The sequence below is a fragment of the Corynebacterium crudilactis genome (assembly GCF_001643015.1).
Classification (GTDB): Bacteria; Actinomycetota; Actinomycetes; order Mycobacteriales; family Mycobacteriaceae; genus Corynebacterium; species Corynebacterium crudilactis.
Genome location: NZ_CP015622.1, coordinates 2,690,119 through 2,704,212, shown reverse-complemented (window position 1 = coordinate 2,704,212; position 14,094 = coordinate 2,690,119). Strand labels below are relative to the sequence as shown.

Below are 14,094 nucleotides of genomic sequence, written 5' to 3'. Positions count from 1 at the left end.
CATGAAGAAAATACTCAAATAGTTCAGTAACAGTCACCTTTTGGAGGAGACACTTTATGCCTATCGCAACTCCCGAGGTCTATAACGAGATGCTCGATCGCGCTAAGGAAGGCGGCTTCGCCTTCCCAGCTATCAACTGCACCTCCTCGGAAACCATCAACGCAGCTCTCAAGGGCTTCGCAGAGGCTGAATCTGACGGAATTATCCAGTTCTCCACCGGTGGTGCAGAGTTCGGTTCCGGCCTGGCAGTAAAGAACAAGGTTAAGGGCGCAGTTGCACTTGCAGCTTTCGCACACGAGGCAGCAAAGAGCTACGGCATCAATGTTGCTCTGCACACTGACCACTGCCAGAAGGAAGTCCTGGATGAGTACGTTCGTCCACTGCTGGCTATCTCTCAGGAGCGCGTTGACCGCGGCGAGCTTCCACTATTCCAGTCCCACATGTGGGATGGTTCCGCTGTTCCAATCGATGAGAACCTAGCAATCGCACAGGAGCTGCTGGCTAAGTCCAAGGCAGCGAACATCATCTTGGAAGTTGAGATAGGTGTTGTTGGTGGTGAAGAAGACGGCGTAGAGGCTAAGGCCGGCGCAAACCTGTACACCACTGCAGAAGACTTTGAGAAGACCATCGATGCAATTGGTACCGGCGAAAACGGCCGTTACCTGTTGGCTGCTACCTTCGGCAATGTCCACGGCGTGTACAAGCCAGGCAACGTGAAGCTGCGCCCTGAGGTTCTTCTTGAGGGCCAGCAGGTTGCACGCAAGAAGCTCGGCCTCTCCGACGATGCACTGCCATTCGACTTCGTATTCCACGGTGGCTCCGGTTCCGAAAAGGAAAAAATCGAAGAGGCACTGCGCTACGGCGTCATCAAGATGAATGTTGATACTGACACCCAGTACGCATTCACCCGCCCAATCGTCTCTCACATGTTTGAGAACTACAACGGCGTTCTTAAGATCGACGGCGAAGTAGGAAACAAGAAGTTCTACGACCCACGTTCTTACATGAAGAAGGCAGAGCAGAGCATGTCTGAGCGCGTGTTTGAGTCTTGCCAGGACCTCAACTCCGTGGGTAAGACCACCGCGAAGTAGGCCTAGAGTTTTTCTTTCAGGACAGCCACCTTTTAGGGTGACTGTCCTTTTGGCATCTTTTGGTGCCGTTGCGATAAGACACCGCTAATCTTGGTTTCATGGCAAAGAAGAAACTAGGAACGGTAGCGAGGCTATCGGAACTAGATAAGTCGCTGCGCAACCGAATATTGCGGGTACGTTCCCGCCTGTTGTTTATTGTGCACTCAGCGATTGGCGCAGGCGTTGCGTTTTGGCTTGCAGTGGAAATTGCGGGACATAAAGAACCATTTTTCGCCCCGATGTCCGCTGTTATTATTTTGGGGCTCTCCGGCGGTGACCGTATCAAAAGAGCCACTGAGCTGACCTTGGGCTGTGCCCTGGGAGTTGGCTTAGGTGATTTATTGATCATGCAGATCGGCACGGGATATTGGCAGATTTTTGTCGTGGTTGGGCTCGCGCTGCTGGTGGCATCCTTTGTCTCCCCGGCGCCTTTGGTGAGTAACCAAATGGCCATTGGTGGCATTCTCATTGCCACGATGTTCCCACCAGGCGACGGCGGGAGCGTTGATCGCATGGTGGATGCCTTCATTGGTGGTGCCGTGGGAATTTTAGTTATTGCACTTTTGCCCACATCACCTCTTAACGCAGGTAGACATCAGGTTGCCAATGTTTTAGGTATCGCAGCCAGCGTGTTGGAAGATGTGGCAGCCTCGCTGAAAACGAGAGACTCCGACAAGCTCAACCATGCTCTAGCTGCGTTGAGGAATTCACAAGCGTCGGTCAACAAGCTTGAAACTGCTGCGTCCTCTGGAAAAGAAGCTGTGACAGTATCCCCATTTTTGTGGGGCGATAAAGGCAGAATTCGTTCGCTGTACCGCATTTTGGCACCCGTGGACAATGTCATTCGAAATGCCCGAGTATTAGCGCGACGTGCGGTGGTTTTAACTGAAGATGAAGACAGCGTGAGCGATCAGCAGATCCATGTGATCGAAGAAATCGCGGATATTACGCTGCACCTCTCTGATCTTTATGAGCGTCATAAAGAAATCAGTGAAGCCATTGAAATCCCTGAATTAGTGCGTCGTTTGCGCCAATTAGGCAGTCAAGTGGGCGAAGATATCGTGGAAGGCCGAGTGCTCTCTGCTCAAGTGGTGCTGGCACAATCACGCTCTATCATCGTGGACCTGCTACAGATCTGTGGCATGTCCCGTGAATCTGCCGTGGCAGTGTTGGTGCCAACCTCAGAAAACCCGGCGTATCCACCAGAGCTCTGGGACGAGGATGAAGACCACTAGGCCTTGGTTTTGCGGAGATAGAGAAGCACGTTGATAGCCCAGATGAAGAGACCAAAAATAGGCAGGAATAAGAAAACTGCGCCCCAGATCAAGCCTGAACGCCACCCTCGTGTTTTTACTTCAACGATGAGAAGAACCAGAGCCATAATTACATGAACTAGGGGCACCAACGACCATATAACGTCATACATCGGGGGAAAGAGGATTGCATTTCCGCTTTCTATAGGCAGGCTGTTGGCATCAGCGTGGGCGTGTATTGACATGGTGAGAGTCCTTGAGTTTTAGGGACGTACGATTTGCAGATCGCGCAAATGTCGGTAAAAGGTGACACGCTCCACCATACGTTTGCGGGAAATTCCATCAACTCGGATGCGTAGCGTGGGGCCCCCGGCTTGCATGGCACGGCCCGTCGAAAAGCTCTTGGGAATAACTGAGCCCGTAGGGCGAGGAAAAAGGCCGCGGGAGGGCACATCGCCTGGTAACGGAGTGTCCATGGTGACCGCGGCGATGCCGGGGGCGTCAAGCATGGGCACTAAACGTGCGCCGTAGATGCCGCGGCGTGGTGCTTTTACGGTGGCTTCGTGGCGGATTAATACGTGATCGTCGACGATGATCTCGCCAGTAATCTCCCCTGGCTCCCAATTGGTAATCGTGGCAGAGCCAGCAATCGCGACAGCGGCATCATCACGGATAAGTGGCACCGGATGAACCGTGCCCTGCAACGCCAACGCCACCGCTTCTGCTTCCTCGGTAGGCAGTCCCCAGTTCTTTGCCGCAGTTGAAGGACCGACCGGAACAAACCCGATTTCTGCCCACAAATTATCCGCACGCATCAGCCGAGTAAGCACCGCAGATAATGCAGCATCAGAACCAATGACAACAATCCTTAAACGAGTTTCCGGCTGCTGTGGCGCAATTTGCGGAGTGCTCAAATGAGCCACATCTGGCTGCTTGGCAATCTCATCGAGCGAAGGTGTGGGGTCGTGGGGGAGCACATCAAAAGCGGCATCATCAATGATTTTCAGGTCCTTACGGCTGGGCACCGCCGGGAGATCATGGATCTCCACAGAAGAGGAAACAACAGAAAAATCAGTGATGTGTGGTGAATTGCACCGCAAAACCAGAAGACGCATACCGCAAGTTTAGTATTGCAATGATTAAAAACTGCATGAGGGATAGTAAGATGAAATAACGTCTGTGTGCGCACACGCGTGCATACTCCAACTTCATGGATCGGATGTGACGTAAACCAATGGCTGCAATCGTTATTGTCGGCGCTCAATGGGGCGATGAAGGCAAAGGTAAGGCCACGGATATTCTCGGCGGACTCGTCGATTACGTGGTTAAGCCAAATGGCGGTAACAACGCTGGACACACTGTTGTGGTCGGCGGCGAGAAGTATGAGCTCAAGCTCCTTCCTGCCGGCGTCCTCTCCGAAACGGCTGTCCCAATTCTGGGCAACGGCGTTGTCATCAACCTTGAGGCACTGTTTGAAGAAATCGACGGCCTTGAGGCTCGTGGCGCAGATGCCTCCCGCCTGCGCATCTCCGCAAATGCCCACCTGGTAGCTCCGTACCACCAGGTAATGGACCGTGTTCAGGAACGCTTCCTGGGCAAGCGTGCCATCGGCACCACCGGACGTGGCATCGGCCCAACCTATGCAGACAAGGTCTCCCGCGTTGGTATCCGCGTTCAAGATATTTTCGACGAATCAATTCTGCGTCAGAAAATCGAATCTGCCCTGGATATCAAAAATCAGGTGCTCGTAAAGATGTACAACCGCAAGGCAATCGTTGCTGAGGAAATCGTGCAGTACTTCCTCGGCTACGCAGATCGCCTGCGCCCAATGGTCATCGATGCCACCTTCGTTCTCAACGAGGCACTTGATGCAGGCAAGCATGTGCTCATGGAAGGCGGACAGGCAACCATGCTTGACGTTGACCACGGCACCTACCCATTCGTAACCTCCTCCAACCCAACCGCCGGTGGCGCTTGCGTTGGTTCAGGCGTGGGACCTACCAAAATCACCAGCTCCCTGGGCATCATCAAGGCTTACACCACCCGCGTTGGTGCGGGCCCATTCCCAACTGAGCTGTTTGATAAGTGGGGCGAGTATCTACAGACCGTCGGCGGTGAGGTCGGTGTGAATACCGGGCGTACACGCCGTTGTGGCTGGTACGACTCCGTAATTGCTCGTTACGCTTCCCGCGTTAACGGCTTCACTGACTACTTCCTCACCAAGCTTGACGTGCTCACCGGCATTGGCGAGATCCCAATTTGCGTTGCATACGACGTTGATGGTGTCCGCCACGATGAAATGCCACTGACGCAGTCCGAGTTCCACCACGCAACCCCAATCTTCGAAACCATGCCTGCATGGGACGAAGATATCACCGGCTGCACCACTTTCGAAGAGCTTCCACAAAAGGCCCAGGACTATGTCCGTCGCCTGGAAGAACTCTCCGGAGCTCGTTTCTCCTACATCGGTGTTGGCCCTGGTCGCGATCAGACCATCGTCCTGCACGATGTGTTGGCAAACTAAAGCTTAATTAAAAATCCCTGCAGCAGACTCCAATGTGAGATCCTGCCGCAGGGTTTTTCTGTCTAAACAGGGGTGTGGCATCAGGCTTTAGGGGATATCTGCAAAGGGTCTCCGATAGAGTAAACACCAATATCAGACATCATCCTATGGAGGCTTAAGGCATGTATATTCCAGAGACGATCGGCACCCCTTTGACTCCCAACGCTACGAAAGTGATGCTGTTGGGTTCCGGCGAATTGGGCAAAGAGGTAGCTATCGCTTTCCAACGCCTTGGCCTGGAAGTCCATGCTGTGGATCGCTACGAACATGCACCTGCACATCAAGTTGCCCACTTCTCCTATGTCATCAACATGACTGATCCAGCTGCAGTCCGCGAACTTATTGAGCGTGTACGTCCAGATTTTGTCATTCCAGAGATCGAAGCTTTGGCAACCGATGAACTAGTCAAAATTGAAGCAGAGGGACTAGCCACCATTGTTCCTACTGCGCGCGCAGCCAAACTGACCATGAACCGCGAAGGCATCCGAAAGCTTGCCGCAGAAGAACTTGGCCTGCCAACATCCAATTATCAGTTCTGCTCCACTTTTGAAGAATTCACCGCAGCTGCAGAGAAACTGGGCTACCCAAATGTAGTGAAGCCAGTGATGAGCTCTTCCGGCAAGGGGCAATCCGTGCTGCACAGTGCGGAGGATCTGCAAGCAGCATGGGATTACGCTATGAGCGGCGCACGCGTGAATAACTCCCGCGTCATCGTGGAAGCATTCGTGGAATTCGATTATGAAATCACCCTGCTCACCGTGCGTTCCATTGATCCAACAACCTCTAAGCCAGCCACTTGGTTCTGCGAACCAATCGGACACCGCCAAGAAGACGGCGACTACGTAGAATCCTGGCAGCCAATGGCGATGAACCCACGCGCACTAGAAAATGCACGCTCCGTGGCGGCACGCATCACCAATGCTTTGGGCGGTCGAGGCGTCTTTGGCGTGGAGCTGTTTGTCTCCGGCGATGATGTGTACTTCTCCGAAGTATCCCCACGCCCACACGATACCGGCCTGGTTACTCTTGCCACCCAGCGTTTCTCTGAATTTGAGCTCCACGCCAAAGCAATTTTAGGTCTGCCAGTGGATGTAACTTTGATCTCTCCAGGCGCATCAGCTGTGATTTATGGTGGCATGGAATCAGAAGGGGTGAGCTACTCCGGCGTTGCAGGAGCAATGGCTGTGGCTGAAACTGACCTCCGCCTTTTCGCTAAACCAGAAGCCTTCAAAAAGCGCCGTATGGGTGTGGCTGTTTCCACAGCAGAAGATGTTGCTGCAGCTCGTGATCGAGCAACCTTGGCAGCTGCTGCAATCAAAGTACACCCTGGAAATGCCTAAATGTTAGGTGCCCACCGAGGCAACTTATCCCTCGTATCTACTGTTCTTTTTATCATTGGCGTGCTGTTATGCGGTTATGCAGCGTATGATTTCGGACCCCGGATTGATAATGGGAGCGCTGTCGGGTGGTGGTCTTTTGGCTTGGGAGTGTTGTTCTCTGTGGTCGCTGCCTGCCTGTACATAATCGGAATTTCCTTGAGGGCGACAACTTTTCGAGAAGTCGGTAGCGCTGCGCTGATTTCCATCCTGCTTTTTATTGGGTACCTGTTGTGGCTCAGTCCTGTGAGCGAGGAAAGTTTTATCTTTCATCCGGCTATCGCACCGGCGGTATTATCGGTGTTCTGGCTGGGGATTGCGTTTTATTGCGCTTTTCGACGGAACCGCAACATGTAAATAATGTTTTCAGTCCCATCTGCCAAGATGTGCTGCTTCTCAGTAGTTCTTGGCAGCTGGAGACTGATCTGATGAAAATCTTGCTGTGCACGTTAACGAGACAATAACAATTCTCTATGAGGGTATTAATGAGGCTTGTGGGAGACTAACCTTTGAGGAATAAGTGAACTTCACACACCTTGTGGGATGGCAGGTTCAACATGAATACTCAAGCACGTTCAGTTATTGTGATTGTTTCCGTTGCGCTACTTATGCTTCAGGGATGCTCGGCTACCTCATCCGATGCCTCTGATACTTCTATTGCTGTTTCGATGAACACGAGCACCGAGACACAAACAGTAACCAGCAGCGAAATGGAAGAGCCCGTTGAGGCTGCGTCTGACTATATGCACATCAGCCTGGATACTTATGATCTCGGAATAACTGATCAAGAAACTGCTGTGTTTAGCACGGGAGATGGCACCACTGCGCAGTGCTTTTTTGAGGCAACCTCAGGAAAGTTCAATTTTGCGCAAAAAATGTTTGAGGTTGATGAAACTGTGGGTTCTTGTAACTTTGGTGAAGAGCAAATCAAGATCAGCACTGATGAAACTGAGCAGGACAACTTTGCTGAGCTAGCTGATACCCAGAATGAACTCCCTCAAGCACAAGCCACTTTAGATATCGGCGAAATGGTGCATTTGGGCCATATGGGGTGTTGGGCGCCGACTGTGGCAGAACTTGGGTGCCTTGATTTTGCTTCAGATCAAGCCTTTAGCCTCAATGAGAAAGGCTTTCACCACATCACCTCTGCTGAGGTAGTAAAACAGCTCACAAATACCTCTGGGCAGGTGCAGGCACTGTCTCGGATTAATACTTTTGAGTTTTTAGATGGAACCAGTTTGAGCTGCGTCAGTGAAAGCCTCGGATCGCGTTTTTCCTGTTTCAACAGTGAACCTGCAGGTTGGGAGTCTACAGATGGCACAGGACCAGCGAACACTTTGAGCTGGGAGCTAGGCCAAAGTGATGCGGAGTTTGTTGGAGCTCATCCCAGCAATCCGGGGCCAAATATCTATGAATCACAACAAATCCTTCAACCGGGCTCGTATCTTTTAGCCAGTGGTGTGAGTGCAGAATTTGATGGCAATACTCTCGCGTTCACGACTCCCAACGGGAATAAGTTCTGGGCAGATACACATTCATTTGGCGCAGGAGAAGCTTAAATTAAGGAGTAGCGATGAAAATTCGACGGTTAGCGATTATCTCAATCTTGGCTTTTTCACTGGTTGCCTGCGCAGAAACTTCGCCAGATACCCCGTTAGAATCTCAGCCAACGGAAACAGTGACAGAAACAGTAGTCACACCGCCCACCACCTCTAAGACCACGAGTAGTGCAGCGGAAACAACCACTGAGCTTCCTCTAGCTACTGATCTTACGCCGCGCTATCTTCGCCAAGACCTGAAGAATTATCAGAGTGCGAACTCAGAAGAAGGGCAGGTGAGTTTCGCTTCGGCTGATGGTGCGATCACGTGTGAATTCCGCCCTCTTGAACAAGATGCTCCGTTCAACAGAGAACCGTCTCTTGATTGGCGTTTAGGCTTTGCACAGGGAGGATGCGCATTCGGCGCAAATTATGTGGCAGTAGATAGTGGTGAAACTTTTAGTGATTTAAGCGCAACGGCTCCGCATTCCACGCCGGAAACCTACACGCCACTAGAGCCTGGAACTTATCTTGATCTGCACACGATGGGATGTTTCGCAGATACTGCGGATGCGATCGCCTGCACCAAATATGCCACCAACGAAACGTTCCGCATCGATGGTGCGGGGCTCACGATGCTTTCCCCGGAGCAAAAAGCCGAAGTATTTAGCACTGAATATGGTCTGTACCAGTCATTATCAAGTGTTGCGGAGTTCCATTTCGCTGATGGTAATGTCATGTCGTGCTTTTTCGAGACGCCTGGATCTGAAGATTTTTGGTGCCAAAGCTTAAGCCGACAAGGCTGGGATGATGGTAATAATCTGCTTCATCTTAAGCTCAGTGATGGACATATTGAAGTAGTGGGCTCCCAAGTTGGCAACCCGGGCCTGGATTATTTCCGCGGCCGGCAGCCCATTGAGGCTCCGAATTCGCTTCTCGACGCCTCCCTCGCCGTTCACCATGACGGCAATCGGGTGCGCTTTAGCACGGCGAGTGGCGAGGAATTATGGGTGGGCTTGAATGCCTATGGGCTAGGCGTTGAGTCCTGAGTACTTTTCTAGACCAGCAGACTGAAGCACCATTGGCACGTGGGCAACTCCGGAATCAAGGTACTGTTCACCGCATACTTCGAAGCCGTATCCTGCATAGAAATCTGTCAAAGGCTGCTGGGCGGTCAACACGACATCGCGGTCTGGGTATTGTTCAAAAGCGAGGCGAAGCGCATTGGTCATCAGCTCAGCTGAAAGCCCTGATCCGCGCTCTTCCTTAACGACCGCTATGCGGCCGAGTTGTGAGAGCGGGGTGGCGTCGTTAAGCGAAATTTCTTGGCCGGTATACGACTTCAATTCGGCAACGGTGGTCGGTGCTAGGCGCGCGCAGCCGATAAGCATTGATGGAGCGACCTCTGTGCGCTCCCACACCAAGATGTGATTGGTGGTTGGGTTGGCATCGGTGTCATCGATTTCCGCGTAAGGAGTTTGCTGCTCGTGGACAAAAATGTCTACGCGAAGTTTGTACAATTTGTGGACTTCGAGGGAGCCTAATTCCTGAAGATTGGAAACTGCAAAGTATCGGGTCATGATCTAAAGACTAGCCTGGCAACCCGACACCGTGATGGTTAACGCTTGAGCATTCACCCGATATTCATCAGTAGAACCCACGAAAGGGGGCTGTTTATGACCTGAAAACAGCCCCCGCTAGCTAGTGAATTTAGATGTCGTATTCAGGACGTGCGTGGCTCACCATGTCATTCCACTCCACGATCTTCTTACGCTCGCGGCCTTCAGGCTCACCCAAAGCGCGCTCAGCGGCATCTAGCAAGTGCCAACCTTCCCACGTGGTGAAAGCAACTTTGCGCTCATCCAAGAAATCAGTGATGGCATCTAGCTCTGGCTTTGCTGCTGCGTTAAGGGAACCGGCTGCATAATCAGCGAGCAGCATCTCAGTGGTTTCCTTGGCATCGGACTTGGTATTACCGATCAGACCAATTGGGCCACGCTTGATCCAGCCAGTGGCATAAAGTCCAGAGACAGGAGCGCCAACTTCTGGGTCGAGGATATGTCCGCCATCGTTCGGGATAACTGCACGTTCAGCATCGAAAGGTACGCCTTCAATTGCATCAGAGCGGTAACCCACTGCACGGTAGACAGACTGCACATCCCAGGTAGTGAACTTGCCAGTGCCAGTCACTCCACCCTTGCCATCCAGCTGAGTGCGCTCAGTCTTGATGCCCACGACCTTGCCGTCTTCGCCGAGAATTTCTACTGGAGATTCAAAGAAGTGGATGAATAACTTATGCGGTGCGCCCTTAGGTTCACGCATCGCGTAGTTTTCCAATGTCTGGCATACCAGATCCTGCGACTTGGATTCGCGGCGTGCAGTTTCTGAAGCGGCATCGTAATCGATATCTTCAGGATTAACGATCACTTCAATAGTTTCGGAGTGATCAAGTTCCTTCAGCTCCATTGGAGTGAACTTAGCTTGAGCTGGCCCACGGCGACCGAAAACATGAACTTCCTTGGCATTATTCTTAGCCAGGCTTTCATAAACATTGTCTGGGATCTCGGTGACCAGCAGTTCATCGCCGGTCTTGGCAAGAATGCGCGCAACATCCAAAGCCACGTTACCAACACCAACGACAGCAACTTTTTCTGCAGAAAGGTCCCAGCTGCGCTCAAAATTAGGGTTTCCGTCGTAGAATCCGACGAATTCACCCGCGCCCCAAGAACCTTCCAAATTAGAGCCTGGAACACGAAGATCCTGGTCACCGGTAGCGCCAGTGGAAAAGACAATTGCATCGTAGAACTCGCGGAGTTCTTCTACAGTGACGTCTTTTCCGATCTCAATATTGCCCAAGAAACGTAGCTGTTCCTTGTCCAAGACATTGTGCAATGATTTCACAATGCCCTTGATGCGAGGGTGATCAGGGGCGACACCATAACGAATGAGACCAAAAGGTGCTGGCATGCGTTCGAAGAGATCAATCTGCACTTCAGTGTCAGATTTCATCAACAAATCAGACGCGTAGATTCCAGCTGGACCTGCACCGACAACGGCGACACGCAAAGGGCGAGACATAGACAGTTCGATTCCTTAAAGGGGTTTAAAATGTGGCCTTGGTGGACATTGAAGTGATTGCTAAAAGACAACCTGGAACAGGAGACCTTTTGACAGCCCTTGCTAAACGCCCACTATCAACCCTCCATGATACGTGGTTAGTGCAGACTAATAAAGGCCGGACGGGGAACCGCAGGGGGTATATTCCGGGTCAGATTTATCACGATGCATTCTGTTGTCCATCGCATTCTTCTGGGGGAGAGCGTTGTGAAGCGCCCGGAAAAACTTTGCAAAGGATACTTCGCAACTTGTAACCGTTCTGTATTGTTTTCCAAGGTAATGGGCATTTGTGCAGCTCAAAGTGGAGAATTGCATGTAGTTTTAAAATTACAAAATAATTCTTTGCAAAGCGGGCTGTACGCAAGGCGGACGGACGCTAAACTATGTAGGAAATCACAACTTCCCCTCAGTAGTGCCGGAAGGCACAGGCCTGAAATGTCATTAATGTGAGGGTTCAGGCTGAAACTAGAAAGGCGATGTATGTCTGTCACACCGACCTCAGCTCTGATCACCACGGTTAATCGCAACTTCGATGGATTTAATTTGGAAGAAGTTGCAGCGGACCTTGGCGTTCGACTCATTAACCTGCCAAATGAAGAACTAGAAGTATCCAAGGTTCTTTCGGCAGACCTCCTGGCTGAGGGACCAGCTCTCATCATCGGTGCGGGCAATACCTACTTTGACGCCCAAGTGGCTGCAGCACTTGGTGTTCCCGTGCTGCTGCTTGTGGATAAGCAGGGTAAGCATGTTGCTTTGGCTCGTACCCAGGTAAATGATGCTGGCGCAGTTGTCGTCGCTGCGTTTACCGCGGAGCAGGAACCAATGCCAGATAAGCTGCGCAAGGCTGTCCACAACCACGGAAACCTTGAACCAGTTATGAGCGCGGAGCTCTTTGAAAATTGGTTGCTCAAGCGCGCACAAACAGAGCAGTCACATATTGTGTTGCCAGAAGGCGAGGATGATCGCATTCTGATGGCAGCTCACCAGTTGCTGGAGCAAGGTATTTGTGAGATCACCATTTTGGGTGATCCTACAAAAATTCGGGAGCGTGCCACAGAGCTAGGTTTGCACCTTAACACTGCATACCTGGTCAACCCTCTCACCGATCCACGTTTGGAAGAGTTTGCAAAACAATTCGCTGAGCTGCGTAAATCAAAGGGCATCACCCTTGATCAAGCTCGCGAAACCATGAAGGATATCTCCTATTTCGGCACCATGATGGTGCACAACGGTGACGCCGATGGAATGGTGTCCGGTGCGGCAAACACAACTGCACACACCATCAAGCCAAGCTTCCAGATCATTAAAACTGTGCCAGAGGCATCAGTAGTATCATCGATTTTCCTCATGGTGTTGCGTGGTCGCCTATGGGCTTTTGGCGATTGCGCTGTGAACCCGAACCCAACCGCAGCACAGCTGGGTGAGATTGCTGTGGTGTCCGCACAGACTGCAGCACAATTTGGCATTGATCCTCGCGTGGCAATTTTGTCCTACTCCACAGGTAATTCTGGTGGTGGACCAGACGTTGATCGCGCCATTGATGCGCTTGCGGAGGCACGTCGCCTGAATCCAGAGCTTTGCGTGGACGGACCTCTACAATTTGATGCTGCCGTTGATCCAGGTGTTGCGCGGAAGAAAATGCCGGATTCCAACGTTGCCGGCCAGGCCAATGTGTTTATTTTCCCAGACTTGGAAGCCGGAAACATTGGCTACAAAACTGCCCAGCGCACAGGTCATGCATTGGCAGTTGGTCCGATCCTGCAGGGTCTGAACAAGCCAGTCAATGACCTTTCTCGCGGTGCGACAGTTCCAGACATCGTCAACACCGTGGCTATTACCGCTATTCAAGCAGGAGGTCGCAACTAATGGCATTGGCGCTCGTACTAAATTCCGGTTCCTCCTCCATTAAGTTTCAGCTGGTAAACCCAGAAAACTCAGCTACTGATGAGCCTTTTGTTTCTGGTCTCGTGGAGCAAATCGGTGAAGCAAACGGCCGAATTGTACTCAAGGTTGAGGGAGAGAAATTCACCCTCGATACACCGATCTCGGATCACTCAGAGGGCCTAAATCTCGCCTTTGGACTCATGGATCAGCATAATTGCGGACCTTCTCAGTTAGATATCACTGCTGTTGGACACCGCGTTGTTCATGGTGGCATCTTGTTCTCTGCGCCAGAATTGATCACTGATGAAGTCCTCGAGATGATCCGTGATCTGATTCCACTTGCACCACTTCATAACCCAGCCAATGTGGATGGCATTGAAGTAGCTCGCAAAATTCTGCCGGATGTTCCTCACGTGGCAGTGTTTGATACTGGTTTCTTCCACTCGCTTCCACCTGCTGCTGCCCTGTATGCCATCAATAAGGATGTTGCAGCTGAGCACGGCATTAGGCGTTATGGTTTCCACGGCACCTCACATGAATTTGTGTCCAAGCGCGTGGTGGAGATTCTGGATAAGCCAACCGAAGATATCAACACGATCACCTTCCACTTGGGCAATGGCGCTTCGATGGCTGCAGTCCAAGGTGGTCGTGCTGTGGATACCTCCATGGGCATGACCCCGTTGGCTGGACTGGTCATGGGCACTCGAAGTGGTGATATTGATCCAGGCATCGTGTTCCACCTTTCTCGTACTGCAGGGATGAGCATTGATGAGATCGATAATCTTTTGAACAAGAAGTCCGGTATAAAGGGGCTTTCTGGAGTTAATGATTTCCGTGAACTGCGGGAAATGATTGACAATAATGACCAAGATGCGTGGTCAGCATATAACGTTTATATCCACCAGCTGCGTCGCTATTTGGGTGCTTACATGGTGGCTCTTGGCAGAGTAGATACCATCGTGTTTACCGCTGGCGTTGGTGAAAATGCCCAGTTCGTTCGCGAGGACGCCATGGCTGGACTTGAGATATACGGCATTGAACTGGATCTAGAACGCAATGCGTTGCCAAATGATGGTCCACGATTGATTTCTACCGATGCTTCAAAGGTGAAAGTTTTTGTCATTCCGACCAATGAAGAGTTGGCCATTGCTCAGTATGCCGTGAAGTTTGCTTAACATCTCTCACTGAGGGGGGCTGTGAGGATTCACCATTTCTTCGGGCAACCTCTGAAGA

12 protein-coding genes are annotated in these 14,094 nt (G+C 51.5%); 8 read left to right on the top strand and 4 right to left on the bottom strand.

Annotation, left to right across the window (positions count from 1 at the left end; translation table 11 throughout):
• Window positions 1-56 precede the first annotated feature (56 nt).
• The gene (fbaA, locus tag ccrud_RS12495) at window positions 57-1,091 is read left to right on the top strand and encodes a class II fructose-bisphosphate aldolase (RefSeq protein ID WP_066568359.1); all 1,035 of its coding nucleotides are present in this window, start codon (window positions 57-59) and stop codon (window positions 1,089-1,091) included.
• 98 nt (window positions 1,092-1,189) lie between these two features.
• Window positions 1,190-2,365 carry an FUSC family protein gene (locus tag ccrud_RS12490; protein ID WP_066568355.1) on the top strand — a complete coding sequence of 392 codons (1,176 nt, stop codon included), beginning with the start codon at window positions 1,190-1,192 and terminating at the stop codon, window positions 2,363-2,365.
• Here the strand turns inward: ccrud_RS12490 and ccrud_RS12485 are convergent.
• Together ccrud_RS12485 and ccrud_RS12480 are read right to left on the bottom strand one after the other, a co-directional pair.
• Complete coding sequence (locus ccrud_RS12485) at window positions 2,362-2,628, bottom strand: hypothetical protein (protein WP_066568352.1); 267 nt, start codon at window positions 2,626-2,628, stop codon at window positions 2,362-2,364. The genes ccrud_RS12490 and ccrud_RS12485 overlap by 4 nt on opposite strands.
• 18 nt (window positions 2,629-2,646) lie before the next feature.
• A complete protein-coding gene (locus ccrud_RS12480; protein WP_066568350.1) occupies window positions 2,647-3,498 on the bottom strand; it encodes a hypothetical protein in 852 nt (283 codons plus the stop codon).
• Between the two features lie 119 nt (window positions 3,499-3,617).
• Between ccrud_RS12480 and ccrud_RS12475 the strand changes: the two genes are divergently transcribed.
• From ccrud_RS12475 to ccrud_RS12455, 4 genes are all read left to right on the top strand, one after another.
• Window positions 3,618-4,907: an adenylosuccinate synthase gene (locus ccrud_RS12475; RefSeq protein ID WP_066568348.1), complete on the top strand. Its 1,290-nt coding sequence runs from the start codon at window positions 3,618-3,620 to the stop codon at window positions 4,905-4,907.
• A gap of 161 nt (window positions 4,908-5,068) precedes the next feature.
• Complete coding sequence (gene purT, locus ccrud_RS12470) at window positions 5,069-6,286, top strand: formate-dependent phosphoribosylglycinamide formyltransferase (protein WP_066568346.1); 1,218 nt, start codon at window positions 5,069-5,071, stop codon at window positions 6,284-6,286.
• A gap of 593 nt (window positions 6,287-6,879) precedes the next feature.
• A complete protein-coding gene (locus ccrud_RS12460) occupies window positions 6,880-7,881 on the top strand; it encodes a hypothetical protein (protein WP_245670273.1) in 1,002 nt (333 codons plus the stop codon).
• 14 nt (window positions 7,882-7,895) lie between these two features.
• Window positions 7,896-8,909: a hypothetical protein gene (locus tag ccrud_RS12455; protein WP_066568342.1), complete on the top strand. Its 1,014-nt coding sequence runs from the start codon at window positions 7,896-7,898 to the stop codon at window positions 8,907-8,909.
• On the opposite strand, the gene ccrud_RS12450 is transcribed toward ccrud_RS12455, so the two are convergent.
• Both ccrud_RS12450 and ccrud_RS12445 read right to left on the bottom strand, forming a co-directional pair.
• Window positions 8,892-9,440, bottom strand: a complete 549-nt coding sequence (locus tag ccrud_RS12450; protein ID WP_066568339.1) for a GNAT family N-acetyltransferase — start codon at window positions 9,438-9,440, stop codon at window positions 8,892-8,894. The two genes, ccrud_RS12455 and ccrud_RS12450, sit on opposite strands and share 18 nt — an antisense overlap.
• A 130-nt stretch (window positions 9,441-9,570) precedes the next feature.
• The gene (locus tag ccrud_RS12445; RefSeq protein WP_066568337.1) at window positions 9,571-10,938 is read right to left on the bottom strand and encodes an FAD-dependent oxidoreductase; all 1,368 of its coding nucleotides are present in this window, start codon (window positions 10,936-10,938) and stop codon (window positions 9,571-9,573) included.
• A 519-nt stretch (window positions 10,939-11,457) separates the two neighbouring features.
• On the opposite strand from ccrud_RS12445, the gene pta reads away from it, so the two are divergent.
• Window positions 11,458-12,843 (top strand): phosphate acetyltransferase, encoded by a 1,386-nt coding sequence (gene pta / locus ccrud_RS12440; RefSeq protein ID WP_066568335.1) that lies wholly within the window; start codon window positions 11,458-11,460, stop codon window positions 12,841-12,843.
• Window positions 12,843-14,036 (top strand): acetate kinase, encoded by a 1,194-nt coding sequence (locus ccrud_RS12435; protein WP_066568332.1) that lies wholly within the window; start codon window positions 12,843-12,845, stop codon window positions 14,034-14,036. The genes pta and ccrud_RS12435 overlap by 1 nt, the downstream gene beginning before the upstream one ends.
• Window positions 14,037-14,094 lie beyond the last annotated feature (58 nt).

Coding starts and splice junctions, on each gene's coding strand:
- fbaA (WP_066568359.1), top strand. CDS start 57: ATGCCTATCGCAACTCCCGAGGTCTATAACGAGATGCTCGATCGCGCT.
- ccrud_RS12490 (WP_066568355.1), top strand. CDS start 1,190: ATGGCAAAGAAGAAACTAGGAACGGTAGCGAGGCTATCGGAACTAGAT.
- ccrud_RS12485 (WP_066568352.1), bottom strand. CDS start 2,628: ATGTCAATACACGCCCACGCTGATGCCAACAGCCTGCCTATAGAAAGC.
- ccrud_RS12480 (WP_066568350.1), bottom strand. CDS start 3,498: ATGCGTCTTCTGGTTTTGCGGTGCAATTCACCACACATCACTGATTTT.
- ccrud_RS12475 (WP_066568348.1), top strand. CDS start 3,618: ATGGCTGCAATCGTTATTGTCGGCGCTCAATGGGGCGATGAAGGCAAA.
- purT (WP_066568346.1), top strand. CDS start 5,069: ATGTATATTCCAGAGACGATCGGCACCCCTTTGACTCCCAACGCTACG.
- ccrud_RS12460 (WP_245670273.1), top strand. CDS start 6,880: ATGAATACTCAAGCACGTTCAGTTATTGTGATTGTTTCCGTTGCGCTA.
- ccrud_RS12455 (WP_066568342.1), top strand. CDS start 7,896: ATGAAAATTCGACGGTTAGCGATTATCTCAATCTTGGCTTTTTCACTG.
- ccrud_RS12450 (WP_066568339.1), bottom strand. CDS start 9,440: ATGACCCGATACTTTGCAGTTTCCAATCTTCAGGAATTAGGCTCCCTC.
- ccrud_RS12445 (WP_066568337.1), bottom strand. CDS start 10,938: ATGTCTCGCCCTTTGCGTGTCGCCGTTGTCGGTGCAGGTCCAGCTGGA.
- pta (WP_066568335.1), top strand. CDS start 11,458: ATGTCTGTCACACCGACCTCAGCTCTGATCACCACGGTTAATCGCAAC.
- ccrud_RS12435 (WP_066568332.1), top strand. CDS start 12,843: ATGGCATTGGCGCTCGTACTAAATTCCGGTTCCTCCTCCATTAAGTTT.